Source organism: Streptomyces sp. NBC_00872, assembly GCF_045161915.1.
Lineage (GTDB): Bacteria > Actinomycetota > Actinomycetes > Streptomycetales > Streptomycetaceae > Streptomyces.
Window position 1 is genome coordinate 5,432,255 of sequence record NZ_CP108806.1, and the last position, 24,573, is coordinate 5,456,827.

A 24,573-nucleotide genomic window follows, 5' to 3' on the forward strand; every position below is an offset into this window, starting at 1 on the left:
TTCCATGGATGTTCATTTGCCGGTTTTGCCCGATTGGTAGCGACCTATGCGTCTATGCGGTTATATTGCCAACTCATGACTCGCGGCTTCCCTGTGGCTTCGTGACCTGTTTGTTGTTTGGGCCGGGGTCACCCCCGGACGCCTGCCTGCTCCACCGCCCTGTGGCGCAGGGCGAGTGCGGCGGGGACGACGGACGAGACGACCGCGAGGACCGCGCAAGCAGCCACGACGGCGCCGAGAGCTGTCCAGGGGATCTTGACGGAGGTCCACACCGACAGGATGCCCAGGGCGCTCCACATGCCCGTCAGATTGAGCCCGGCGACCAGCAGGCCCAGCACTCCTCCCACCGCCACCACCATCAGAGCCTCGGCGCCGACCAGACGCAGCACCTGCCCCTTGGTGGCCCCTGCCAGGCGAAGCACGGCCAGGTCGCGTACCCGGTCGGAGGTCGCCATGACCATGGTGTTGGCCAGGGAGATGCCGGTGTAGAGGAGGGCGATGCCGAGGACCAGAAGGAAGCCGAGCCGGGTCGTCCGGTTGGTCTCGGGGTAACTGGCCCGCACCCACTGGTCCTTGGTGTGAACGTGCCCGCCGGAGGCGCGTACCGCCTCGCGCAGACCGTCGGCCACGGCGGCCACGGCGTCTGCGGTGGCTTTGTTGCCTCCGTCTGCCTTGCCGCCTCCGTCTGCCTTGTGGGCTCCGTCCGCCTTGTCGGGTCCGTCCGCGAGGCTGACATCGACGCGGTCTACGGTGGCGCCGGACGCGTTGCGCGGGGTGATGTAGACGCCGTTGCCGCCGGTGCCGGTGGCCATCACCGCGGCGATCCGCAGCGACTTCTTCGTACCGTCGCCGAGCCACACGTCCACGAGTTCGCCCACGGAGTGCTTTTCCCACTCCTCGTTGACGATGATCGAGCCGTCGTCGAGGTCGCTCACCTTTCCGGCCGTGAGCGGCAGCCGGGTGGTGGCGGCGAGCGGTCCGGGGTGGGCGGCCCGGCCCTCGGACTTGATGAGCGCCGTGCCGTCCTCCAGGACGTAGACGGCGGTGGACGACGTCACGGACACGTCGGTGCCGGGCCCCTGGGCGCGGGGCACGTCGGCGCCGGAGGCCTGGGCACCGGATACCTCCGTGCCGGACAGCTCCGTGCCGGGCCCTTCGGTGCCGGACGCGTTGGTGCCGGGCACGTCGGGCCCGGACGCCTCGCTTCCGGATACCTCGGCGCCGGGCACGTCGCGTATCTTCCGCAGCGTCGCCGCGTCGAAGCCCGCGCCGTCCGCCGGGGTGACCACGAAGTCGGCGGCCGTCTGCTCGCGCGCCTCGGTGGCCTTCGCCTCGTTCAGGGTGGCGGTCGCGCCCAGGAGCGAGCCCGCCAACGCGACCGTGACGAGGACGGGTGCCGCGACGGCGGCGGTGCGCCGGACACCGGCGGCGGCGTTCTCCCGGACCAGCATGCCGCCGGCGCCGGGCAGCCGGGCGGGGAGCCAGGCGAGCAGCCGGGTCAGCGGACGTACCAGGACCGGTGCGAGCAGGGCGACCGCGGTGATCAGCAGCATCGGCCGGCTCACATAGGTCTTGCGGTGCAACAGGTCGCCCGGGTCGGTGACCAGGGCCAGGCCGAGCGTTACGGCGGCGGTCAGCAGCAGGGCGAGGCCGCACAGCCGGCGGCCCCGCGTCAGCGCCCGGGTGTCCGCGGACGCCTCGCGCAGTGCCTCGGCGGGTCCGGTCCGGCCGGCCCGCCAGGACGCGGCGACCACCCCGCAGAGCGCGACGAGCAGTCCCGTCCAGAAGGCCAGGTGGTACGGCCAGATCTCGTCGCCGATGGTGAACCAGCGGGGTGCGAGGCCTTCGTCGACCGCCCACGCGGCGGGCACCGACGCCCCGTACGCGCCGAGCGCGCAGCCGGTCGCCGAGGCGAGTACGCCGACCACGAGGGCCTCGGCGACGACCATGCGGCGGAGCTGCCCCGGGGTCGCCCCGGCGGTGCGCAGCAGCCCGAACTCCCGGCGCCGCTGGGCGACCGCGAACGCGAAGGTGGACGCCACCACGAACACCGACACGAATCCGGTGACCCCGGCGGCCGTGCCGAACATGGCGTTCATCGCGGTGAGGGCCTCCCTGTCCCGGTCGGGATCGGCGTCGGCGAACCTGCGCGCGTCGCCGGTGAGGACACGTACGCCGGCACTGCCCCGTACTGCCTCGCGCACGGCCTCGGGGTCGGCGTCCACGACGAGCTGGGTGCTGCGCGGCGACAGTTCGGCGGCGCGGTGGTCGGTGTAGAAGACGGCGTTCTCGAAGCCGGGCCGCCCGGCGACGGTGCGCGCGACGGTCCCGACGACCCGTACGGTGCCGCGGTCGGTCCGCACCCGGGTGCCCGGTGCGGCCCAGTCACCGGTGACGACGACTTCGTCGGCTGCTCGGGGCGTACGTCCCGCGTCGATGCGGTACGGGGCGAACGCGGCGGTGGACCAGGGATGCCCCACCAGGCCACCGGGCCCGCGCCCGACCTGCGCGGTGGTCGACCCGTCCCGGGCCTGCGCGGTGGCTGACCCGTTCCGGGCCTGTACGTCGGCTGGTCCGCCCCGGATCTGTACGGCGAATGACCGGTCCGCGACGACGGTGCCGAGTCTCCTCAGCTTCGCGACGACCTCGTCGGGCACGGCACGAGGGTGGGCGAGCCTCTGGACCCGGTCACCGACCGAGGTGGACACGCGCAGGGTGTCCGCGCCCTTGACCACGACAGGGGCGGCGGCGAACCGCTCGGGCGTGCGTTCGGGCGCGTCCAGCGAGGACGCCAGGGCCAGACCCATGACGGCGATCAGCGCCACGCCCAGGGAGAGCGCGACGAAGCTGCCGGCGAACGTGACCCAGCGGGCGCGAAGGGTACGCAGGGCGGTGCTCAGCACGGTACGGCCTCCAGCTTGGTCATGCGCGCCGCGATGTCCTCGGCGGAGGCCGCGATCAGTTCGCCGTTGACCCGCCCGTCGACCAGGAAGACCACGCGATCGGCGTACGAGGCGGCCACCGGGTCGTGCGTGACCATGACGACCGTCTGACCCTCGTGGTCGACCATTCCGCGCAGCAGCGTGAGCACCTCGCGGCCGGTCCGCGAGTCGAGGGCTCCGGTCGGCTCGTCGGCGAAGAGGACCTCGGGACGGGTGATCAGCGCGCGGGCCAGCGCGACCCGCTGCTGCTGGCCACCGGACAGCTCCGACGGGCGGTGCCGCGCCCGCTCACCCAGTCCGACCTGGCGCAGCACCTCACGGACCCGGGCCTTCGGGGGGCGGCGGCCGGCGAGCCGCAGAGGCAGCGCCACATTCTGTTCGGCGGTCAGCGAGGGCAGCAGGTTGAACGCCTGGAAGACGAAGCCGACGCGCTCGCGGCGCAGCAGGGTCAGCTTGGTCTCGCTCAGCTTCGTCAGCTCGGTCCCGCCCACGGCGACCGAGCCCGACGTGGGCCGGTCCAGCCCGGCGGCGCACTGGAGGAGTGTCGACTTGCCGGAGCCGGAAGGGCCCATGACAGCGGTGAACGTTTCTCTCGGGAAGGAGAGCGAGATCCGGTCGAGGGCGGTCACGGACCCGCCGCCCGATCCGTACCGCCTTGTGACGGAGCGCAATTGGATGCCGTCGTTACTCACTGGACTCACTGGACTCACAGAACTCACAGGACGCACACGGCTCACATGTCCCCACTACTCATCTGCCCCATTACTCATCTGTCCCCGCTGTCCCCACGCCAACGGCGCCTGTCCCCACGCCAACGGCGCCCCCGGGCCGGCGCTCCTCCACCAAACCGTGCGGAGGCACCACGGCGCAGTACGGCAGGGACGAGACTCGGAGGTAGGGCGGGCCCTACCCCCGATCGACCACTTGGCCCGATGGCACGGCGAAGGGCGGGCCTCCTAGCGTGATCCCCATGCACCCTCGGATCCCCGCGCACCCCCGGTTGCCCCCGCACCCCCGGAACGTGTGGCAGGCCATGTCCCGGTCCGACTTCCTGCTGTCGGCGTGGCCGTGGCGCTCGGCGGGGTATCTGGTCACCGGCGCGGTCACCGGCGCGGCGGCCCTGGTGGCGATCGTGACCCTGGCGGCGGTCGGCGGGGTTCTCGCCCTCGTCCTGGTGGGGCTTCCCCTGCTGATCGTCACGGCCCTCGCCGGAATCCCGGTGGCGTGGGCGGAGCGGCGCAGACTGCGTCTGATCGACCTGGATCCGGTCTCCGACCCGCACCGAATACCCGCGGCACCGGGGCCGCGGGCCTGGCTGACGACACGTCTGCGGGAACGGGCCACCTGGCGCGAACTCGGGTTCGCCCTGCTGTTCGCGGGGCTGCTGTGGCCGGTCGACGCCCTGGCGGTCGTGGTCGCGTCGCTCTTTCCCCTGTCCATGGCGGTCACCCCGCTGCTGATGGCCACGGCCGGCGACGGCCGCGAGGCGAAGGTACTCAAGCAATGGACGGTCACCACCTGGCCTGCGGCTTTCGGCGTCGCCGTGCTCGGCATCGTCCTCCTGGGCCTGTGCGCGTACGTTCTGGGCGTCGCCGCGGGCGCGCGGGCCGAGCTGACCCGTCTCCTGATCGCCTCGCGCGAGGAGGACCTGGGCGCCAAGGTCGTCGAACTGGCCCGTTCCCGGGTCCGGTTGGTGGATGCCTTCGAGGCGGAGCGGCGCCGTATCGAGCGCGATCTGCACGACGGAGCGCAACAGCGTCTGGTGGCGCTGACGATGACCCTCGGTCTGGCCCGGCTGGACGCACCGCCCGGACCGCTCGCCGACCAGCTCGCCAAGGCCCATGAGGAGGCGGGCGAGGCGCTCGCGGAGCTGCGTGAGCTCATTCACGGCATCCACCCCAAGGTCATCGAGGACTACGGCCTGCGGGCGGCGGTCTCCGACGCCGCCGACCGCTCCGCGGTCCCCGTGGACGTCGACCTCGTACTGCCGGGCCGGCTGCCCCGGGCCGTCGAGTCCGCCGCGTACTTCGTGGTCTGCGAGGCTCTCGCCAACATTGCCAGGCACAGTGGGGCGAACCGCGCGGAAGTGACCGGGCACCACCGCGAAGGACGGCTGTTCCTGGACGTACGCGACGACGGCCGGGGCGGCGCCGACGCCACGGCAGGCAGCGGGCTCACCGGTCTCGCGGACCGGGTGTCGGTCCTGGATGGCAGACTCTCCCTGTCCAGTCCGCCGGGCGGACCAACTGTGCTGCGTGTGGAGCTTCCTTGCGAGTGGACCGATCGCTCCGCGTAGTGCTCGCCGAGGACAGCGTGCTGCTGCGGGAAGGGCTCATCGGTCTGCTCGGCCGCTTCGGCCACGAGGTGGTGGCGGCGGTGGGTGACGCGGAGACGCTGGTCGCCATGGCCGAGGACCACACACCCGACATCGTGGTGACGGACGTGCGCATGCCGCCCGGATTCCAGGACGAGGGACTGCACGCGGCGGTGCGGCTGCGCGAGCGGCGGCCCACGCTTCCCGTCCTGGTCCTCAGTCAGTACGTGCAGCGGATGTACGCCGCCGAACTGCTGGACTCCGGTGACGGATCGGGCATCGGCTATCTGCTGAAGGACCGGGTCGGCCAGGTCGAGGAGTTCGTGGCCGCGCTGCACGAGGTGGCGAACGGCGGGACGGTCGTCGATCCCGAGGTGGTGCGCAGGCTCCTGCGCCGCCGCCGCGATCCCCTGGAGCGGCTCACCCCGCGCGAGCGCGAGGTCCTGGCGCTGATCGCGGAGGGCAGGTCGAACGGCGCGATCGCCCGCGAGCTGGTGGTCTCGGAGGCCGCGGTCGGCAAGCACATCGGCGGCATCTTCACCAAGCTGGACCTGCCTCCGGCCGACGAGACCCACCGCAGGGTCATGGCCGTACTCACGTACCTACGGGCATGACCCCCCCGGCACCGGTCACGCGTCGGTACCAGTCACGCTGGCACCGGTCATGGCGGCACCGGGCACGGGCGGCACCCGTCACGTCGGCACCGGTCACGGCGGGGACCGCCGACGAGCCCCGCTGGAGGCGGCCGGATGGCGCGGCGGTCCATGACCGCCGCGCCGCAGGTGCGGTGTCGGTCCGTATCAGGTGGTGGCGCAGGTGACGGTTGGCCAGGTTTGGTTGCCGTTGTGCTGGATGGTGACGCCCCAGTTGTTGCCGGTGCCGTTGGGTTTGGCGGTGAGTACTTGGGCGCTGGGGTAGGTGGCGCTGATGTTCCAGGTGGAGAGGATCTTGGCGGGGGTGGGGACGTTCATGGTCACGGTCCAGTTGTTGGAGCCGGTGACGGAGACGTTGAGGTTGTAGCGGTCGTTCCATTGTTGTCCGGCGGACAGGGTGGCGGTGCACGCGCCACCGCCTCCGCCACCGCCGCCCCCACCGCCGCCTCCGCCACCGCTGCCGTCGGGGGCCACGGCGCGACCGGTCTGCGGAGAGATCATTCCGGCGCACAGGCCCCGGGCCGCCAACCCCTGGGCGATACGCGGAATCGCGGCGAGCGTGTTGGCGGGCCAGTCGTGCATGAGGATGATCTGGCCGTTGGTGAGCCGGCCGGCGGCCTGGACGATCGCGTCGGTGCTCACGCCGTTCCAGTCCTGGGAGTCGACGTCCCAGATGATCTCGGTGAGGCCGTACCTGGCCGCGACCGACTTCACCGTCGCGTTGGTCTCGCCGTACGGCGGCCGGAACAGCTTGGGTGTGCCTCCGCCCGCGTTCGCGATGGCCTGCTGGGTCCGGGAGATCTCCGAGTCGATCTGCGCCTGGCTCTGCTGGGTCAGGTGGGGATGGGTGTAGCTGTGGTTGGCGACCCACATGCCGGCGTCGACCTGGGCCCTGACCTGGGACGGGTTGCCCGCCGCGTACTGGCCCTGATTGAACATCGTGGCCCGCAGCCCGTTCTGCCTGAGCGCGTTGAGCAGGCTCGTCGTGGTGGCGGACGGGCCGTCGTCGAAGGTGAGTCCGACGTACCCGTTGCAGGCGGCGGCCTGCGCCGGGGCGGCGGTGTTGACGGTGACGGCGCTCGCGGCGGCCATCGCGACGACGGCCAGTTTGGTGATCAGGGAGCGTAAGGAGCGGTGTGTTCTGGCTTTCATGAGGAGCGGTCCTCCAGCCTGGGATCGAGGGGTCAGGTGGTGGCGCAGGTGACGGTTGGCCAGGTTTGGTTGCCGTTGTGCTGGATGGTGACGCCCCAGTTGTTGCCGGTGCCGTTGGGTTTGGCGGTGAGTACTTGGGCGCTGGGGTAGGTGGCGCTGATGTTCCAGGTGGAGAGGATCTTGGCGGGGGAGGGGACGTTCATGGTCACGGTCCAGTTGTTGGAGCCGGTGACGGAGACGTTGAGGTTGTAGCGGTCGTTCCATTGCTGTCCGGCGGACAGGGTGGCGGTGCACGCGCCTCCGCCTCCGCCGCCACCGCCCCCGCCTCCGCCACCGCCGCCTCCGCCACCCGAACCGGTGTCGCCCACGGTGATGTTGGAGTTACCGCTGCTCTGGTAGCCCTCGGTGGCCATGATCATGTAGTTGAAGGTGCCCAGGCTCATTCCGGCGCGGGCCCAGGCGTCGAAGTGGTTGCCGGTGGTGATGGTTCCGCCGGTCCGCTTCGACTGCCGGACGCTCCAGTACTGGTTGAAGGTGCGGATGCCCTCGATGGAGGGGGCGTTGTAACGCGTCGTCTGGTAGATGTCGTACGTACCGCCGTCGCTGGTGACGGTGCCCTTGTACGTCCCCGTGGGCCGGTAGGTGCCCCAGTTGTCGACGATGTAGTACTCCACCAGCGGGTTGGTCGACCACCCGTAGAGAGTCAGATACGCGTTGCCGGACGGGTTGAAGGTGCCCGAGTAGGTCACGCTCCGGCGTCCTCCGGTGCTCCAGCCCTTGCCGGCGACGAAGTTGCCGGTGTTGCTCCATGAGGTGCCGTAACTGCCACCGGAGGCCAGGTTCATGGAGACCGAGCCCGGTGCGTCGGTCCAGAACGAGTAGTAGTAACCGTTGTTGGTGCCGGTCTGGTTCGTGGTGACGACCGTGTCGGCGTTGGCGGTGCCGGGCAGGGCGATCGCGGCCACGGCGACCAGCAGCAGGGTGCAGGCACTGCTGATGAGCAGCCTGAAACGGCCGGCCAACTCGAAGCGGCGGCGCCTGCGGCGCGGCGGGGGTGCGGTGTGTGCGACGGGCGGTGCGGGTGCGGGTACGTGTGCGTGTGCGTGTGCGGGTGCGTCGCTCATATGCGTGCTTCCTCCTCGTCCTCGTGAGGCCGATGGGGCCAGGCAGCGTGACACGCGCCTGAAGGTTGTCGCTGAGCATGCGGTGACGGCGACCGCGCGGTCGCCGTCGCGCGACACGGCCGGACTCCGCGGGTGGTCGTGTCCCCGGGGACCGGAGCCAGGTCACGGTGGCGGCCCACATCGACAGTGGTTGAGCTCTGCCAACGGCGACAGTGTTGATCTGGCCCTGTCAGCTGTCAACACTTTCGGCAGTGAATACGAAATATTCGCGGACCGCACATGTCGGCGGGGAGGCATTCATCCAGCTCACGGCCACCTCTGACCGACGAGATCGAGCCGAGCTGAAAAGAAGCTCCCTAGCGCAAGACGGGAATGCGGATGATCGCTTCGAATGTTTCGAAGATTTTCCCGATCGAGATCGGACCATGACGACTGCCTCAAGAGCCCCCGGGGGAGCGAGATGATCAGCCGAAGCGGCGGAAGAGCTCTTCGAGGTAGTCCTCAAGCCTGCTGGTGAGCAGGGGGGGCGGACGACGGGCAGGGGAGCCTGACGTGCCGTCGGCTGCCCGGAGTTATCCCTCTGCCCGGGGCGTCAGCAGGCGTTTCAAAGTCGGTTCCAGGTTTCCCCAAGGTCTCCCGGGAAGAGTGGTTCTCGCATCCAGCGAGAACCAGCAGCAACCAGCAGGCAGTACCGGAGGAGAGACCCATGCACATCCGTCATGCCCTTACCGCCACCGCCGTCGGCAGTGCCCTGGCACTGGCCGGCATGGCCGCACCGAGCACGGCGATCGCCGCCGCCAAGTACCCCGGCCAGGTCAAGTGCCCCAAGGGCGACTACCAGCTCTGCATCGACGGGGGCCCCGGCGGCTTCACCATCAGCGGCAAGAAGTTCTCCGGCCATGACAACGCCATCCTGCTCAGGAACGTCAAGAACGTCACGGTCTCCGGGAACCAGTTCACCAACCTCAGCGGCTCCACCGGCTACGCCGGGGTCCACGTCAAGAACTCCTCCGGCATCGTGATCAAGAAGAACACCTTCTCCAACCTGCGCAACGGCGGCAACATGCACGGGATCTACCTGGTCAAGACCTCGGGCAGCAGCATCACCGGCAACAAGTTCTCAACGATCACCGGCGACCCCGTGCGGATCAGGGACGGCAGCAAGAACAACACGGTCAGCGGGAACACCTTCACCGGCTCCGGTCAGTACGGCCTGTTCAGCGAATGGGGCCGGCTGGAGAACGGCGAGACCTGCGGAAGCGGCAACGTCTTCAAGAGCAACAAGTACAAGAGCGGCGGCTACGGCGGCAAGAAGATCTCGGTGATCAAGTGGGGCGGCAAGGGCGGAGGCAGCACCGGCCTGAAGCTCACCTGGAGCAACTGCAAGAAGGCGAGCATCACCAACAAGGGCGGCAACACCACCCTCTGACCGTCCCCGCGCCCGAGGCCGACGAGCCCGTGCCGGACGACCCCGATCCGCGAGACGATCTTCGAGGGATCAGCTCCCCGCCCGCTCACGCACCGCCCACGCAACCGGCCTTGGACGAGGAGTCCGGGGCCGGTTGTCGATGTCAGGTGTGGATGTCAGCCGTCCATCAGATCCGGGTAGGGACAGACTTCCAACGGGGCGCTCGGACGGTCGGCCCACTTCCACCAGACGTGTTGATCGGAGCAGCCCCAGACCACACGGCAGGTTCGACTGTCGTCCTCCTCGCGGTGACAGAGCGCCATCGCGCCGGCCTTCAAGGGGCGACCGCACTGGGGACAGGTTGGTACGGACTCGGTCGGCATCCCCGCAACGTACCCCTTGGCACTGGTGGCTTGAGCCCTCAGCTTGGGAAGCTCGGGTTCTCCAGAAGCGATTGCCGGACCGACCCGCGGCAGAGCAGTGACAGTTCCCGCTACTCCCCGCGAGACCTGGCACGAATCCGGCACGTCCGGCGTCCTCACTCAGGAACTCGGCGGCCAAGGGGAGATGGCCGGTTGCTTGCTCCCGAGACAGCCCAACCACCGTTCCAGCAGACTGTTACGAGTGCTCATGCGCGCCGCACCACTCAGTCATTGCATGGAAGAGGGAGCCGTGGAGGGTCCGCGTAAGCAGCGGTCGGTGTACAGCGTCGAGGTGCAACGAGGCGGCCCGGACGGGTGGCACTCCCAGAGGATCAGTCCGGACTGGGTCCACGCCTTCCATGCGGCCGACGCCGCTGTTCAGGCGTTTGATCGGTACATGGACGACTCCGGGGAGAGCGTTGCCTCCCTCGCCCCCTCGGGGGCAAATGGCGTCCCCCGGTCGCGGCGTCCGAGCCTGTGATTGCTCCGACGGACGGTTACTCCAGGAGGTGAAGGTCCAAGCCGCCTTTAGCTTGGACCTTCAGCCGGACGGCACCCGTGCCCGCAAGTGCGCGTACGGCAAGACCTGGCAGGAATGTGACACCAAGCGCTCGGGGTGAGGCTGTGACCTGCATAAATGTCGGGCGCAGGGTGCCTCGCCTGGAAGAATTCCTCTCCCGGGTTCTCGCGCGTTCGCGTGGTTTCCCGTCCTGATGTGTGCTGAATCCGTTCTGAACCGGGGCTACTCGGCAGGCGGTCGGCAGCGGGTCTTCGTGACAGACACGAAGGATCGGCGGCACCCCGCTTGAGGTCTTATGCCGGCAGGGGCGCTAATCCACATCGATGCCGTACTCCTGGACCAGTTCCTCCAAGCCGCCTCGGTATCCCTTGCCTCCGGTGACGAACTCCCAGTCGCCGTTCGCGCGGCGACGGAAGGACCCCAGTACGAGGGCGGTTTCGCCGGCGCGGCCGTCGGAGACCTCCAACTGGTCGAGTGGGGTTCCCTCGGAGTCCAGCAGCCGAATACCGGCGTCGGCGAACCCGGACAGGTCGGCCGCGGGGTTGGCGACAGGATCGACCGAGGCGATGACGACGAGGCGATCAGCGCGCGCCGGTAGAGCATCGAAGGAGACGTGGATGGCGGCTCTGTCCGGCGCGACGGGGATGAGCGCGCGGACCGTGCCGTCGGGTGTCCGGGGGTTGTTGAAGAAGACGAAGTGGTCGTCGTCCAGCACCCGGTTGCCGTGGCAGACGAGCGCGCACACGTCCAAGGCGACGCTACCCGACCAGTACATGCCCAGCACGTTGTGGTCGTCCGTGCTGGACTCACTGTCCGGCGCTGTCCGCTGGGCGGGCACCGAGCGTTCGCCGCTGCCCAGTCGCCCGCGCAGTCCGTGGCGGTGCAGCAGGTCGACCAGTTCGGAGCCTGCCACCAGTTCCAAGGGCTTGCCGTTGGCGAAGGTGTGCGAGCCGGGGCCGAATGCGGACGTCGTGACCAGGACACCCTTGTTGGCGCCAGCGTCCTGGACGGTGCCGTACAAGTCGCGGACGGCTGTCGGAGGCACGGTGTTGCGGTAGCGCTTGACCTGTACGACGATCTTGCCGCCGCGAATCGGGGTCGGGTCCAGCGCATCGACGTCCACGCCACCGTCGTTCGAGCGCTGTGTGGTCACGGCTTGCATGCCCATGGCCCGGAACAGATCGGTGACCAGCGCTTCGAAGGCGATGGGATCCATCTCGTACAGATCCGGCTCTTCGTCGCCTCCATGGGTGACGACACCGTTACCGACGTCTTCGGGAACACGGCCGGGCCGCACGGGCGCGTACTGATCGGGGCGCGAAGACAGTTGCCCCCGGAGTCCGTCCACCAGGCAGTTGACAGCGTTCACCTGTTCCAGATGCAGCTCGGCGAAAGTCGAACGCGGGGCCATGACAGTGCCGAGGAACATGGGTGCCCGTCGGCCGGTCGTCGGGTCGTGATCGTCCACGAACCCGTTCAACGCGACCGATTCCAGTGCACCGAACTCATCGGCTGCGAAAAGATCACGCAGAACCAACAGGAGACACTGTGCGAGTACGTCCCGGTACAGGGCGCGGCGCTGCGTGACAGGTCGGGGCGACTCCTTCTCCTGATCGGCGTTGATCATGTAGCGCACCGACTTCGCCTCCGGGACGACGTCGTACTTGGGCAGCTCCCAGTTCAGTACCAACTGGCGCGCACCGGAGTCGTACGCTGCGGACACCTGACGGGGCAGGTCCTCCGGCCAACCGGTCGAGGCGTAGAGGGCGGCGGAGAAATACTCCACCGCGGCCTCGGGATCTCCGCTGCGAAGCCCTGTCGTCATCTCTGCGATGCCGGCGTTGTGCCGACGGATCTCGCCCAGCTGGGTTTCGGCCCACTGCTGGTACTGCAGCTGGTAGGTGGCCAACTGGTGCTGACGCTGTGCTTCCGCAGCCTGTGCGGCCTGCCAGTCGCGCTCGAACCTGGACCGGGCCTCCGCCTGTGCCTGAGCTCGCCGTGCGGCGGTCCAACCACCCTGCGGCTGGTACTGGTTCGGGTCCGGCATGCGGATGGGGTGCGCGAGCTGTCCCGGGGAGAATGCCTCGATCTGCTCCGCCCGAGCCAGTGTGTCGGCCCGGAACGCCGGAGCCCGGCACCCTGCCGCCAACAGACCCTGCAAAGACTCGACCCGTGCGTCGAGTTCCTCCGTGCGTCGCCGGGCCTCCGCCTCGCGCTGCTCCCGGTAGGCCGCTCTCTGCTCGCGGTGGCCGCGCGCGAGCTCTCGCTGGTAGGCGCGTTGTTGCCTCTCCTGATTCCGCTGGTATCTGGCTTGCGCCTCACGTTGACGTTGCTGTTGGCGCTGCGCTTCAGCCCAGACACCGACCAACCCATTGGAGCGACGGCTCATGCTCTACAGGCCCTCCCCACCAGAGACTCGGCGTGCGTGCACCAAGCCCTGGCCCCATAACCAGCAGTGATGGGGCGACTCTAGTCGGCAACGATCGACTCGCCCATCCACTTGGCACAGATGGTCGATGTCTCCTCCGGGCGCATGGCATCCACTTGTCGACCCGGCCCGTCAGAGAGAAAGCGTGCCACTTGCCAGGGATTTGACACTCCTTTCTTTGGGGTGGGTTGACCGATGGGGCGACGGTGCCCGTGGGCTGTGGCATGGCGGCATGCCAGCCACGAACGGGGCCACCGTGTGCCGGGGCGGAGAGAGGCCCTGCCGTCTTCGAATCAGTAGAGAAAGTTGTAACTCAGACGCCGCCCCACCTGTTTGCGCGGCCTCTCAGTCGCTGTGCCTCGAAGTTGATTGCTTATCGTGGCTGGTAGGAGAGCACTGGGTCAGCCCAACCGCCGAGGCGACGTGACAGCCCAAAGCGTGAAGGCAACCACCAGCGTCGCCGGACGTGATCGGCAGTGACCGAGGACCATTGAGGGCCGGCAAGGTCTTCCACGCCCCACCATGTCTTGACGGCCTTGTTCCCGCCCAGTTTCAACAGGGGCCAACGAGGAAGATGCAACCCGCTGAAGAACATTGAGACGTCATCGCCGCACTTGGTGGTGTAGAAGTACCGCTCAACATCCGTGTAGCTGGCTCCAAGACCGCACTCCAAACCCATGGTCCCACCGAGCCATGACAGGGAAAGCCTTCCCCCGGCCGGGATTGAGGGCACCAGCACTGGGTTGAACCACACTTCTCCGTTGAGTCCTCTTGTGAGCCCCGTTCTCACGGTCTGGGCAACAACGATGTTTGTCGCCGGACCTGTTCCGACGTTGACGAGCCACCACTTGGGCTCGCCGGAATCGCCCTGCCTGCTCTCCCACATGAACTGCAAGACGGGCATGTGGGAACGGCGGCTGGACGCGTACGACAGGGCTAAAGAGCCCAGCGACACAAGGACGGCAAGCACAGAGATCAGAATGGTCAGCATCGCCCCTCCCATACGCACGACGAGTGCGGGACCTCCATACCCGCTCCTATGCGGCCGAACTCGTCGGGCGATCAACCCGTGGTCCCTGAAGGAGACACTGTCCTTCCTGGAGGCCGCGCGCCGCGACCCCCTCTATGCCGCGTTCGTGCCGGCCGTCTGCATGGGGCTGCGGCGCGGCGAGCTGGTGGGCCTGCGCTGGGCAGACACAGCGTCGCAGGGGAACGCTCTACGACGACGACCCCAAGAGCCGCCGCCGGGCCGTTCCGATGCCAGCCCTGTGCATCGCGCCGCTGCGATGGCACCGCCTGCGGCAGTGGGAGATGTTCGCGACCACAGGCGTCGCCTGGTCCGAGGACAGATACATCTTCGCGACGAGAAACGGCCGACCGGTAGAGGCCACGCAACGTCGACCAGTCCTTCGCCCGGGTCGCAGCTGACGCCGATCTGCGAGTGGTCCGGCTGCACGACGCCTGGTACGGCTGCGCGGCGCTGGTGATCGCCGCTGGCGTCGTGCCGAGGGCCATCATGGAAATCCTCGGACACAGCCAAGATCAGCATCACGATGGACGTGCACACGCACGTCGTGCATGACACGCAGCGGGAGGCGATCAGCCACATGGACCGCCTACTCAAGCGCCGTCTGTCGGGTACCTGAGACGCGACTGCCGTCAAATGGTGCCGTGAAAAGGCCCCGGACCATGATCGGTCCGGGGCCTTTCGACTGGTGCCCCCGGCAGGATTCGAACCTGCGACACCCGCTTTAGGAGAGCGGTGCTCTATCCCCTGAGCTACGAAGGCCGGGGTTTGAGGAGAGCCTTGTCGGGAGCTCAGTGGCTGAGCTTCGACTCCGCTCGACAAACCCGCTGGTCGGAGGGTTCCTGCTGCGATCGTCCGGTGGGTTGGGGCGATCGGTGCGGCGGGAAGCTGGCCGACCACTGACAGACTAGCGGATGTGCCACCCGGGGTTCGCCCCTGTTGTCTTCTGTCTCCTGTGGGTCTGCTCTGAGCTGGGGGTTTGGTGGAGGCCGGCGGGGACGTCCGGGGGCGGGGGGTGGGGGGTGTTCGGTTCGCTTAGCTTGCGGTAGAAGGCCAGGTGGCGTTGGGCCGCGGTGGGCCAGGTGTGGTGGGCGGCCAGGGTTCGGCCCGCTGTGCGGCGTACCGCGTCGTTGTCGGTCAGGGCCGCGGCCAGTTCGGTGGCGAGGGACCGGGGGGTGGTGGCGAAGCGGGCCGTGGGGCCGAATACCTCGCGCAGGACCGGCAGGTCGCGGACGACCAGGGGGATTCCGGCGGCCAGGGCTTCCATCGCGGCGAGGCCGAAGCCCTCCTTCACGGAGGGGAACGCGAAGGCGGCCGCGGCGGCGACGAGCGGGGGGAGGTCGTCCTCGGGGACCTGGCCCAGGACGACCGGTTCCACGCCGAGTTCGGCGGCGCGGGTCTCCCAGCGGGCTCGGTAGTCGCGGTAGTCGAAGAGGGTCTCGCCGCCCGCGATCACCAGCCGTACCTCGGGCCGCTCGGCACGCAGGAGCGCGTATGCCTCCAGAAGGTCCAGGGAGCCCTTGCGGGGTTCGATTCCGCCTACGGTCAGCACATAGCGGCCCAGGCGGGAGCGCCAGGCGTCGCGGGCCGCCGGGTCGGTGGTGGCGAAGCGCTCGTAGGCCACTCCGTTGGGGATGACCTCCGCCTTCAGGCCCCAGCCCTGGGCCAGTTCGTCCGCGACCGACCGGGAGACGCAGATATGGGCGTACGGCTCGACGATGGCCCGTTCGTGGCAGGCGGCCAGTTCGGGCGTGGTGAAGTGGTCGAGGTGATGGACGGTGCGGACACAGCGGTCCACCGCGTTGGCGCTGATGCAGTCCTGGGCGTGGACGATGTCGTACGGCGACGGGTCGAAGGCCTCGCGCAGGGTGGCGATGGAGCGGAGGATGCGCGCGCCGACGGTCTCGTCCGACGGCCCTTCCGGGAACGGCACGATCCGTACGCGTACGTCCGGGCCGACCTCGCGGAAGAAGCCCGAATCGCCGCCCCGCCCCAGCGACCAGACGGTGACGTCCGCTCCGGCCGCGGCCAGGGCCTCCGCGAGCGCGAGCGTGTGCACGACGCCGCCGCGCGGCTTGGTGGAGTAGCTGAGCAGGGCGATCTTCATGAGGGGATCTTCCGGGACTGCGCGGGGATCTCCCCGGTCTCCTGGTACACGGGGATCCGGCGCTCGGCGGTCTCGTACGGTTCCGGGGCGCCGCTCGCCGGTCCGGGCTCCCGGCGCGCGGGACTGCCGTCGGCCGCCGGTTCGGGCTTCCTGTACGGGGGACCGCCATTGGCCGCCGGTTCGGGCTTCCTGTACGGGGGACCGCCATTGGCCGCCGGTTCGGGTTTCCCGTGTGCGGGACCGTCACCGCTCGCCCATCCGGTCTCGCGGTACGCGTCCGGGCGGCGTTCGTCCAGGTGGCGCAGGACTCGGCGGGCGCGGTCCAGCTCGGCGGCCACGTCGACCTCCGCCACGGCCAGGCCCGCCTTGGCCCAGGTCCGGGCGAGGATGTCGCCGCCCGGTCCGACGACCTTCGACTGGCCGAGGAACCGCATGCCGCCCATGGCGCCGGTCTGGTTGGAGGAGGCGAGGACGACCTGGTTCTCGGCGGCGCGCGCCTGGTCGTACAGGTCGAAGAGCTTGGCCTGCCGGTCCTGGGCCATGCGCGGCGCGCGGTTGGTGATGCTGGTGGGCCAGGCGGAGAGACAGGCGAGGATCTCGGCGCCGTCCAGGGCCAGGGAGCGGGCGGACTCGGGGAACGTCTTGTCGTAGTCGATCAGCATGCCGAGCCGGCCCACAGGGGTGTCGAAGGCGGCGAAACGGTCCCCCGGCGCGTAGGCGGCGACCTCCCCGGCCGGAAGGTGCACCTTGCGATGGCGGCCGAGGACGCCGTCGCCGCTGACGCACACGGCGGAGTTGTAGCGCTCGTCGCCGCCGTCCTCGCAGTAGCCCACGCAGACGACCATCTCGGCGGCGAGCCGGGCGACCCGCAGGATCAAGGGGTCGTCCGGCTTGAGGGCCGGGGGGAGCGCCTCCGGGTCCGGATGGCGCAGATCGGCCAGATAGCCCCCGAGCGCGGCGTCGGGCAGGACGAGCAGCCCGGCGCCCGAGCGGCGCGCGTCGTCGATGAGTTTGGCGATACGGGCGAGATCGAACTCCAGGTCACGGCCGAAGTGGGCGGCGGCGGCCGCGATCCGGACTGTGCTCATCGGTCGTTCAGCGCTCCTCGGTCACTTCGCGGACTGCCTTGTGGCGGTTCACTTGTGGCGGTTTACTTGTACGGGTTCACTTGTGGGGGTTCATTCGGCCTTGTGGGGATTCACTCGCCGACCGCGCCCGCGTACGTATAGGTCTCCGGACGCCGGTCGCGCAGATGCCCCATGGAGCGGCGAGCGGTCTCCAGGGCCTGGGCGACGTCGAGTTCGGCGATCGCCAGGCCGGCCCCGACCCCGGTGTCGGCGAGGATCTCGCCGCCGGGGTCGACGACCTTGGCACTGCCGACGAAGCGTAGCGACCCGAAGGTACCCGACTGGTTCGAGGAGACCCACACGATCTGGTTCTCCAGGGCGCGCGCCCGGTCGAAGAGGTCGAAGCGGCGCTTCCAGCGGTCGTTGACGAGATCGGGGGCGGCGTTGGTGCGCGCTCCCGGCCAGGCCGAGACGACCACACCGATCTCGGCCCCGTCGAGGGCCAGCGCGCGGGCGGACTCGGGGAAGGCCTTGTCGTAGCAGATCAGCATGCCGATCCGGCCGACCGGTGTGTCGAAGGCGTGGAAGCGGTCCCCGGACGCGTAGCTGGCGTCCTCGCTCAGCGGCTGGTGGACCTTGCGGTGATTGCCCAGCACCCCGTCGCCGTTGACGCAGACCACGCTGTTGTAGCGCCGCCCGTCGGTGCCCGCCTCGCAGTAGCCGGCGACGACGGTCAGCTCACCGGCCAGCGCGGCCAGCCGGCGGATCTCGGGGCCGTCGAGGGCGAGCGCCGGCGGACCCGCGTCCAGCTCGGTGTCGTTGTCGAGGCTGAGCAGATAGCCGCCCAGGCAGGCCTCCGGCAGGGCGAGCAGCCGTACGCCCTCGGCGCGGGCCTCCTTGATCAGCCGTTCGGCGACGGCGAAGTCCTCTTCGAGATCGCGGCCGAACTCGGCGGCGACGGCCGCCATACGGAGCGTGCTCATGCGGTCCCCATTCCGGTCACCGGACCGGCGACCGCGTCTGTGATCTCTCCGTCGGGCCAGCGCAGCCCCACGCCTTGTCCCGCGGTCAGCTCCCCGCACACCGCGCCCGTGGCGGGCCCGGCGGGCAGCGGCGCGGCGCCCGGTCCGTCCGCGGTGAGCATCGCGAAGCCGGGGAAGCAGGTGAGCCAGTCGCCCATGGCCGTGTCCGGCGGGCGGGGTACGGCCGCCATGTCGAGTACGGCGCCGCAGCCGCTCGCCTCGGCGAGCATGCCCAGGGTCCCGGCGATCCCGGCCATGGACACGTCCTTCGCCGCGGCGGGCCGGGCGGCGGCGACCGCCCCGGTCATCGTGCGGAGTTCGTCCGTACGGCGGTGGGTGGACGAGTCCCACTGGCGGCCCCGGTAGCCCGCGCGCCAGCCGCCGCCGAGGTCCGCGGTGAGCCGTACGGCGTGCCCGGACCGTCCGCCGCCGCCCGGCACCGGACGGTCCGTGCGGCCCAGCGCGGTCACGGACAGGGCGGCCGGTACGCCGAGCTGGGTGTGCCCGCCGAGGACCGGTACGCCGTACGCCTCCGCGGCCCGCCCGAGTCCGGCGAGGATCCGGCCGATGTGCGCCGCGTCCTTCGCGCCCACGGCGTCCAGCAGCCCGACCGGTACGGCGCCCATCGCCGCGAGGTCGTTGACATTGACGAGGACGGAGCACCAGCCCGCCCACTCGGGGTCCCGTTCGACCATGGACGGCACGATCGCGTCGCACGCGGCGATCATGTCCGTGCCGGGGACGGGGGTGCCGTCGTCGCCGACGAACCCGGCGCCGCCGAGGACGGTACGCGCGTCTCCGCGTGAGGCTCCGCCCGCACGCGTCGCTGGTGCCCCGTCCACTCCGCCCGCACGCGTCGCCGGTGCCGGTGCTCCGCCCGTCCAGCCCGCACCATCCGCCGCCGCGCCATTGGCACCGACGGCACCGGTGGCCGGTGCTCCGCCCGCCCCGGCCGCCGGGCCGCCGAAGGCCGGTCCGCGGAGAGTCGCGAGGAGCGGTCCGAGCGCGGACTTGGTGGCCGCCACCTGCGCCGCGATCCGCCCGATCGGCCATCGCATCAGCGTGTGCGGCGCCCGTGCGACCGTGGCCGCGCGTACGGAGCGCCAGCCGAGCCGCTGGAAGAGCGCCTCGTTACGGGTCTGCACGGTCGCGTCGAACCGCAGGACGCCCTCGGCCTCCGCACGGGCGCAGGCCGCGCGGACCAGCGCCGCGCCGATGCCGTGCGGGCCCCGGGCCCGGCGGGCCACGACGAGACGGCCGCCCTGCCACCAGCCGATGTCGGGACCGCCGTCGACCGGTCCGAGACGTACGCCGCCGACCACGGTGCCGTCCCGGTCCTTGGCGACCAGGACGACGGTACGGGCGTCGGCGTCCCGGTCGTCCAGGTCATGGCCGGAGAAGAGCCCCTGCTCATGGACGAAGGTGTCCCGTCGCAGCCGGCGGTAGTCGGACAACTCGCCCGGGGAATAGGCCTCCTCGATACGGAAGACAGGCTGCCGCGCCAAGGTGCTGAGGTCGCCGAGCAGCGCCAGGATGTCGGCCGGGCGTTCGGCCTGGCGGTCCGATGCCGGCGGCGCCGGTGCGGCGGATCCGTCGAGATACACGGCCGTCACCCGCCCGCGGTCTTCAGCACGCTGCACGCCCCGCAGGCCGCGCAGCCCGCCTTCTGGTCGGCGCCGCTCATCCCGGCCGCGCGCAGCTTCGCCGCGACGCCCTCGGTCACGTACCGCAGCACCTCCGCGCTCGGGGCCCCGATCCCGTCACGCGCCGCGAGCGTGCCGCTCATCGGCCGGAACGGGACGACGAAGGGATAGACACCCCGGTCGATCAGCCGCCCCGCGCCCGCGATCAGTTCGTCCGGGTCCTCGCCGAGGCCGACGAGCAGATAGGTGGAGACGCGGTTGGGCCCGAAGACCCGCACCGCCTCGTCCCACGCGGCCTCGTACTCGGCCATCGGCACGGTCGACTTGCCGGGCATCCAGCGGCGGCGCACCCCGTCGTCGAGGGACTCGACATGGATGCCGACGGCCGTCGCCCCGGCGTCGCGCAGCGCGCGGATCCACCCGAGGTCGGCGGGCGGTTCGCACTGCACCTGGACGGGCAGACCGGGCACCGCGCGCAGCACCGCCACGACCGACCGTACGAGATTGCGGGCGCCGCGGTCGGGACCCGCGGTGGTGCCGGTGGTCATGACCATCTGCCGGACGCCGTCCAGCCGTACGGCCGCCTCGGCGACCTCGGCGAGCTGCGCGGGGGTCTTGGCGGCGACCGTCGCGCCGGAGCGCAGGGACTCCTCGATGGTGCAGAACCGGCAGCGGTCGGACTCGGCGTAGCGGACGCAGGTCTGTACGACGGTCGTGGCGAGCACGTCGGAGCCGTGGAGCCGGGCGATCTCCTCGTACCGGACGCCGTCGGCGGTCGTCAGGTCGTAGAACCTCGGCCGTCGTACGGGGGTCAGGGAGAGCCCGGTGTCCGTCAGGGTCCCCGTCTCGTCGCCGAGCCAGACCTTGCCGTCGCGGACCGTGTAGGGGCTGTCGGGGTTGCGGGGCAGCGCGGCGTTGGCACCGTCGACAAGGACATGGCCGTCGTCGCTGGGGCCCGCGCCGTCCGGCCGCCGGACCTCGACGTCCTGACGGATACCGCGCAGGGCGAGCTCGGCGCGGGTCATGATCCGCACGTCGACCGCCGTGCTTGTCGCGGGCGCGGCCCCCGTCGCCGTCGAAGCCGCCGCTCCCGTAGCCGTCGCTGTCGCCGTCGCCGTCGTTGTCGTACTCGTCCTATCGGTGCCAACGCTCACGACGCACCTCTCAGAGCTGGTAGGTGGAGTTGATGATGGCGCCCTTGCGCGCGTAGTGGATGATCGCGTCCTGGACGTCGAGGGGGTGGGTGGGGATGACGCCCTCGATCAGGTCCTCCTCGCGGGCGCCGTGCAGGGAGAGGCCGAAGCGGCAGCAGTAGACCTTGCCGCCCTCGGCGATGAATGTCTTGAGCTGGTTGTTGATGTTGTGCTCGCCGGGGAACGCGGAGTTGCCGACGGTCGGGAAGCCGCGTGTGGCAAGGCAGTTGAGCGAACCCGGGCCGTAGAAGTAGACGGCCGCCTCGAAGCCCTTGCGCAGGGCGCGGGTGGCCTGGAGCACGGCGACGAAGGACACCGAGGACTCGTGGGCGATGCCATGGACGAGGGTGAAGTAGGTCTCCCCGTCCTCGGCCCGGTAGTCGGGGAAGACCTTGGTGGAGCCGTAGATGCTGGAGCCTTCGGGGAGCGAGGGGTGCGCGATCTCGTTGAGGGACTTCTGCTCGATCTCGGAGAGCTCCGCGGTGGGGGCGGTGTCGGACATGGTGTCTGTCTCCTTCTTCGGTACGGGTGGTGGCTGAGGAGCAGTTGTGAGGGGGCGAAGGGCGGTTGTCGTGGTCCCTTGGGATCTGTCGGGTCCCTCGGGGTCTGTCGGGTCCGTCGGGGTCCGTCCGGGCGAGCCGGGGTCAGTCGTAGAGCGCGGCGAAGGTGTCCCGGAAGACGAGTCCGCCGAGTTCGCCGCCGCCGGTCGCCTCGGCGAGCCGGGCGTACTCACCGGTGAAGTCGCCCCACGGCTGGTCGCTGGCGAAGAGCACCCGGTCATGGCCGATACCGCGACGCTCGATCTCCTGGGCCAGCCAGCGCGGTGTGAAGCCGATGGCCCAGGAGAGGTCGGTGTAGACGCGCTTGCCGGACTCGATCCAGTCGAAGAACCGCGAGCCGGCGAGCTTGATGTGGCCGCTCATCCCGCCGCCGAAGTGCACCAGGTGCACGGGGACCTGATCGGCGTACCAGTCCACCAGATTGCCGACCTCGTCGATGTCCGAGGCGGCACCGGGGGAGGTGTGGACATGGACGACGAGTCCGTGCCGCGCGGCCGTACGGAAGATACGGTCCAGCTGCGGCCGGCAGGCCGGGTCCGTGGGGCGTCCGCCGAGCAGGAAACTGAGCTTGAGGGCCCGTACGCCGTCCTCCCCGGCCAGGGCGAGGGCCTGCTCCGTACGGTCGGCGTCCTCCGGGCGCGGCGAGACCCACAGTCCGGCGCGGACCCGGTCGTCGCTCTGGGCCGCCTCGACCACCAGCTCGTTGAAGCGGAACGCGACGGCGGGGTCCGGTACGCCGTAGTTGGGGATCACCAGGGCGCGTTCCGTGCCCTCGGCGTCGAGGTCGGCGAGGAACTGTTTGACGGTGGCGCGGGCGGTGGTGTCCGGGTTGACGGGGGGACCGCCGTAGAAGGGATACGCGGGGAGGACACCGATGTGGCGGTGTGCGTCGAAGACGGTTTCGGGTGCCATTCCGGGTGCCATTCCGGGTGCTCCTTTCGGCCCGGGGGCCTGTCAGCCCAGGGGAAGTGCGGAGGCGACGGAGTCCGGCGCCCCGGTGAGGGCGCCGCACACGTCGGCGAGGCGGCGGCTCGCGTCGATGTGGTCCGCGAGGAACCCGGCGTCCCGGCCGACGGCCTCGAAGCGTCCGGAGCCCCATGAGTACTGCCAGGGCAGGCCCAGGAAGTAGAGACCGGGCGTGCTGGTGGCGCCGCGCCGGTGCATCGGGTAGCCGCGGCCGTCGAAGGCGGGTATCTCGATCCACCGGTGGTCGCGGGTGAAGCCGGTGGACCAGACGACGGAGGTGATCCCGGCCTCGGCCGGATCGAGTTCGGCGAGGTGCTCGGAGGGCTCCCACACCGGTACGTACCGTGCCTCGCGGGGGGCCTGGATCCCGTGCGCGGAGATATGGGCGTCGATGGCGTCCTTGATGGACTCGGCCACCGCGTCCGCCCGGTCCAGATTGACCTTCAGATCGTCCGCGAACTCCAGCGTCGTAGGACCCGGTGTCGTAGCACCCAGCGTCGTAGCACCCGGCGTCGTAGCACCCGGCGTCGTAGGACCCAGGGCGCTTGTGATGCCGGTCAGCCGCCCGTACAGGCGCATTCCGTCGCGGGCGAAGGCCCGCAGGTCGATGTCGCGGCCCCCGTCGCGCCCGGTGACGTAGTGGTTGACGCGCATCCGGACGGCGGCGGCGTCGTCGAAGCTGTCGATGCCCTTCGCGTAGTGCCCCATCTCGTCGAGCCAGGCCACACAGTCCCGGCCCCGGTAGAAGCGGGCGACGCGAGGCGCGCTGCCGACGGCGAGGTGCACCTGTCGGCCCGCGAGATGCAGATCCTCGGCGATCTGGCACCCGGACTGACCGGTGCCGACGACCAGTACGGCGCCCTCGGGGAGCTGGTCCGCGTTTCGGTAACGGGAGGAGTGGATCTGCCCGATACCGGCGGGCAGGCGCTCGGCCATCCGCGGGACGGACGGGGTGTGGTACGGGCCGGTGGCCACCACCACCTGGTCGGCGGTGAACTCGCCTTCCGTGGTGGTCAGTTCGAAGCGGCCGCCGGGGGCGCGCCGCAGCCCGGTCACCGTCACGCCCTCCACCAGCGGCGGGCGGAAGAAGGCCACATAGTCCTGGAGATACCGGACGATCTCGTCACGGACCATGAAGCCGTCCGGGTCGTCCCCCTGGTACGGGAAACCGGGCAGTCTGCACTGCCAGTTGGGGGTCACCAGACAGAAGGAGTCCCAGCGCCGCTCACGCCACTCGTGACCGACCTGATGGGCCTCGACCACGACATGATCGATGCCGTGGCGGCGCAGGTGGTAGCTGAGCGACAGACCGGCCTGCCCGCCGCCGACCACGGCGACGGGGTAGTGGGCCCCGGCGAGCCGCACCGCCGGGCGCGGAGCCGGGCCCACCGCAGGGCTCACCGTCGCGCTCATCGCGTGCTCCCGTCGGCGTTGACGAGGGATTCGACGATGACCTTGAGGACGTCGACGGCCCTGTGGACCTCGGCGACCTCGTCGACCCTGGTTCTGTCGACGGCGACGGCGGAAGCGGAGCCGGAAGCGGCGGCCGTGTCGGCGGCGTAGGCGTGCGCATAGGCGGCGGCGGTCCGCTCGATCTGGGCGAGCTGGTCGGACGCGCCGGTGCAGTGGAAGCCGAACTTCTCCTTCACCCGTTCACCGGCGATACCGAGTGCCGTGCGGCTGCGCTCCACGAAGTCGGTCAACTCGTATTCGCCGCCGGCCGTGAAGTAGTCCTCGACTACGGTGGAGGGGGAGTAGCAGCGCTGGGTCGCGCCATCGGGCCAGCGCACATGGAAATAGATCTCAGGCATGAAGTCCTCCATGCGAGGCGCCGAGGCCGTGACCTCGCCGCTGCTTGTGATGACAACTTCAGCCACCGGCGATTACCGAACCGAGTCATCCGGAATAAAGCGGAGTTACAGGATCCTCACACCGGGTGAGTCTCCCTGTACGCGGAGTTGCCTCGGAGGCAAAGTCCGTACGCGCCCCGGGGCAGGGCGAGGCAGGGCAAGGGCAGCACGGGTG

Annotated in this window: 18 protein-coding genes, 1 tRNA gene and 1 pseudogene; 4 read left to right on the plus strand and 16 right to left on the minus strand. The window is 70.1% G+C overall.

The window, feature by feature from the left end; translation table 11 throughout:
* Nucleotides 1-128: 128 nt before the first annotated feature.
* Together OG214_RS23415 and OG214_RS23420 are read right to left on the minus strand one after the other, a co-directional pair.
* On the minus strand, nt 129-2,903 hold the full coding sequence (locus tag OG214_RS23415; RefSeq protein ID WP_405985844.1) for an ABC transporter permease: 2,775 nt from the start codon (nt 2,901-2,903) through the stop codon (nt 129-131).
* Complete coding sequence (locus OG214_RS23420; protein ID WP_405985845.1) at nt 2,897-3,643, minus strand: ABC transporter ATP-binding protein; 747 nt, start codon at nt 3,641-3,643, stop codon at nt 2,897-2,899. The genes OG214_RS23415 and OG214_RS23420 overlap by 7 nt, the downstream gene beginning before the upstream one ends.
* Before the next feature lie 332 nt (nt 3,644-3,975).
* Here OG214_RS23420 and OG214_RS23425 point away from each other — a divergent pair, with 332 nt between their 5' ends.
* Together OG214_RS23425 and OG214_RS23430 are read left to right on the plus strand one after the other, a co-directional pair.
* Entirely contained in the window at nt 3,976-5,238 is a 1,263-nt protein-coding gene (locus tag OG214_RS23425) for a sensor histidine kinase (protein WP_405987584.1), read from the plus strand.
* A complete protein-coding gene (locus OG214_RS23430) occupies nt 5,238-5,870 on the plus strand; it encodes a response regulator (protein ID WP_405987585.1) in 633 nt (210 codons plus the stop codon). The genes OG214_RS23425 and OG214_RS23430 overlap by 1 nt, the downstream gene beginning before the upstream one ends.
* A gap of 186 nt (nt 5,871-6,056) precedes the next feature.
* Here OG214_RS23430 and OG214_RS23435 read toward each other — a convergent pair whose 3' ends face one another.
* Both OG214_RS23435 and OG214_RS23440 read right to left on the minus strand, forming a co-directional pair.
* The gene (locus tag OG214_RS23435) at nt 6,057-7,061 is read right to left on the minus strand and encodes a polysaccharide deacetylase family protein (protein ID WP_405985846.1); all 1,005 of its coding nucleotides are present in this window, start codon (nt 7,059-7,061) and stop codon (nt 6,057-6,059) included.
* Between the two features lie 32 nt (nt 7,062-7,093).
* Complete coding sequence (locus OG214_RS23440) at nt 7,094-8,185, minus strand: glycoside hydrolase family 11 protein (RefSeq protein ID WP_405985847.1); 1,092 nt, start codon at nt 8,183-8,185, stop codon at nt 7,094-7,096.
* 706 nt (nt 8,186-8,891) lie between these two features.
* On the opposite strand from OG214_RS23440, the gene OG214_RS23445 reads away from it, so the two are divergent.
* A complete protein-coding gene (locus OG214_RS23445) occupies nt 8,892-9,614 on the plus strand; it encodes a right-handed parallel beta-helix repeat-containing protein (protein WP_363079549.1) in 723 nt (240 codons plus the stop codon).
* Between the two features lie 1,231 nt (nt 9,615-10,845).
* Here OG214_RS23445 and OG214_RS23450 read toward each other — a convergent pair.
* The gene (locus tag OG214_RS23450) at nt 10,846-12,924 is read right to left on the minus strand and encodes a restriction endonuclease (protein ID WP_405985848.1); all 2,079 of its coding nucleotides are present in this window, start codon (nt 12,922-12,924) and stop codon (nt 10,846-10,848) included.
* A 412-nt stretch (nt 12,925-13,336) separates the two neighbouring features.
* Nucleotides 13,337-13,954 (minus strand): hypothetical protein, encoded by a 618-nt coding sequence (locus OG214_RS23455; RefSeq protein ID WP_405985849.1) that lies wholly within the window; start codon nt 13,952-13,954, stop codon nt 13,337-13,339.
* Between the two features lie 61 nt (nt 13,955-14,015).
* On the opposite strand from OG214_RS23455, the pseudogene OG214_RS23460 reads away from it, so the two are divergent.
* Nucleotides 14,016-14,609, plus strand: a pseudogene (locus OG214_RS23460) (tyrosine-type recombinase/integrase); the annotation flags it as partial.
* A gap of 67 nt (nt 14,610-14,676) precedes the next feature.
* On the opposite strand, the gene OG214_RS23465 reads toward OG214_RS23460, so the two are convergent.
* The 10 genes from OG214_RS23465 to OG214_RS23510 form a co-directional block, all read right to left on the minus strand.
* Nucleotides 14,677-14,752: transfer RNA gene (locus OG214_RS23465), tRNA-Arg, on the minus strand.
* Between the two features lie 145 nt (nt 14,753-14,897).
* Nucleotides 14,898-16,097: an MSMEG_0565 family glycosyltransferase gene (locus OG214_RS23470; protein ID WP_405985850.1), complete on the minus strand. Its 1,200-nt coding sequence runs from the start codon at nt 16,095-16,097 to the stop codon at nt 14,898-14,900.
* Nucleotides 16,094-17,185 (minus strand): carbon-nitrogen hydrolase family protein, encoded by a 1,092-nt coding sequence (locus OG214_RS23475; protein ID WP_405985851.1) that lies wholly within the window; start codon nt 17,183-17,185, stop codon nt 16,094-16,096. The genes OG214_RS23470 and OG214_RS23475 overlap by 4 nt, the downstream gene beginning before the upstream one ends.
* Before the next feature lie 110 nt (nt 17,186-17,295).
* Nucleotides 17,296-18,147: a carbon-nitrogen hydrolase family protein gene (locus OG214_RS23480; RefSeq protein WP_405985852.1), complete on the minus strand. Its 852-nt coding sequence runs from the start codon at nt 18,145-18,147 to the stop codon at nt 17,296-17,298.
* Entirely contained in the window at nt 18,144-19,826 is a 1,683-nt protein-coding gene (locus tag OG214_RS23485; protein WP_405985853.1) for an MSMEG_0567/sll0787 family protein, read from the minus strand. The genes OG214_RS23480 and OG214_RS23485 overlap by 4 nt, the downstream gene beginning before the upstream one ends.
* On the minus strand, nt 19,796-20,983 hold the full coding sequence (locus OG214_RS23490) for an MSMEG_0568 family radical SAM protein (protein ID WP_405985854.1): 1,188 nt from the start codon (nt 20,981-20,983) through the stop codon (nt 19,796-19,798). The genes OG214_RS23485 and OG214_RS23490 overlap by 31 nt, the downstream gene beginning before the upstream one ends.
* A 10-nt stretch (nt 20,984-20,993) precedes the next feature.
* A complete protein-coding gene (locus tag OG214_RS23495; protein ID WP_363079565.1) occupies nt 20,994-21,524 on the minus strand; it encodes an MSMEG_0572/Sll0783 family nitrogen starvation response protein in 531 nt (176 codons plus the stop codon).
* A gap of 142 nt (nt 21,525-21,666) precedes the next feature.
* Nucleotides 21,667-22,506, minus strand: coding sequence for an amidohydrolase family protein (locus OG214_RS23500; protein ID WP_405985855.1), 840 nt, complete (start codon nt 22,504-22,506; stop codon nt 21,667-21,669).
* Between the two features lie 30 nt (nt 22,507-22,536).
* Nucleotides 22,537-23,961 (minus strand): NAD(P)-binding domain-containing protein, encoded by a 1,425-nt coding sequence (locus OG214_RS23505; RefSeq protein ID WP_405985856.1) that lies wholly within the window; start codon nt 23,959-23,961, stop codon nt 22,537-22,539.
* Nucleotides 23,958-24,359, minus strand: a complete 402-nt coding sequence (locus OG214_RS23510) for an MSMEG_0570 family nitrogen starvation response protein (protein WP_405985857.1) — start codon at nt 24,357-24,359, stop codon at nt 23,958-23,960. The genes OG214_RS23505 and OG214_RS23510 overlap by 4 nt, the downstream gene beginning before the upstream one ends.
* Nucleotides 24,360-24,573 lie beyond the last annotated feature (214 nt).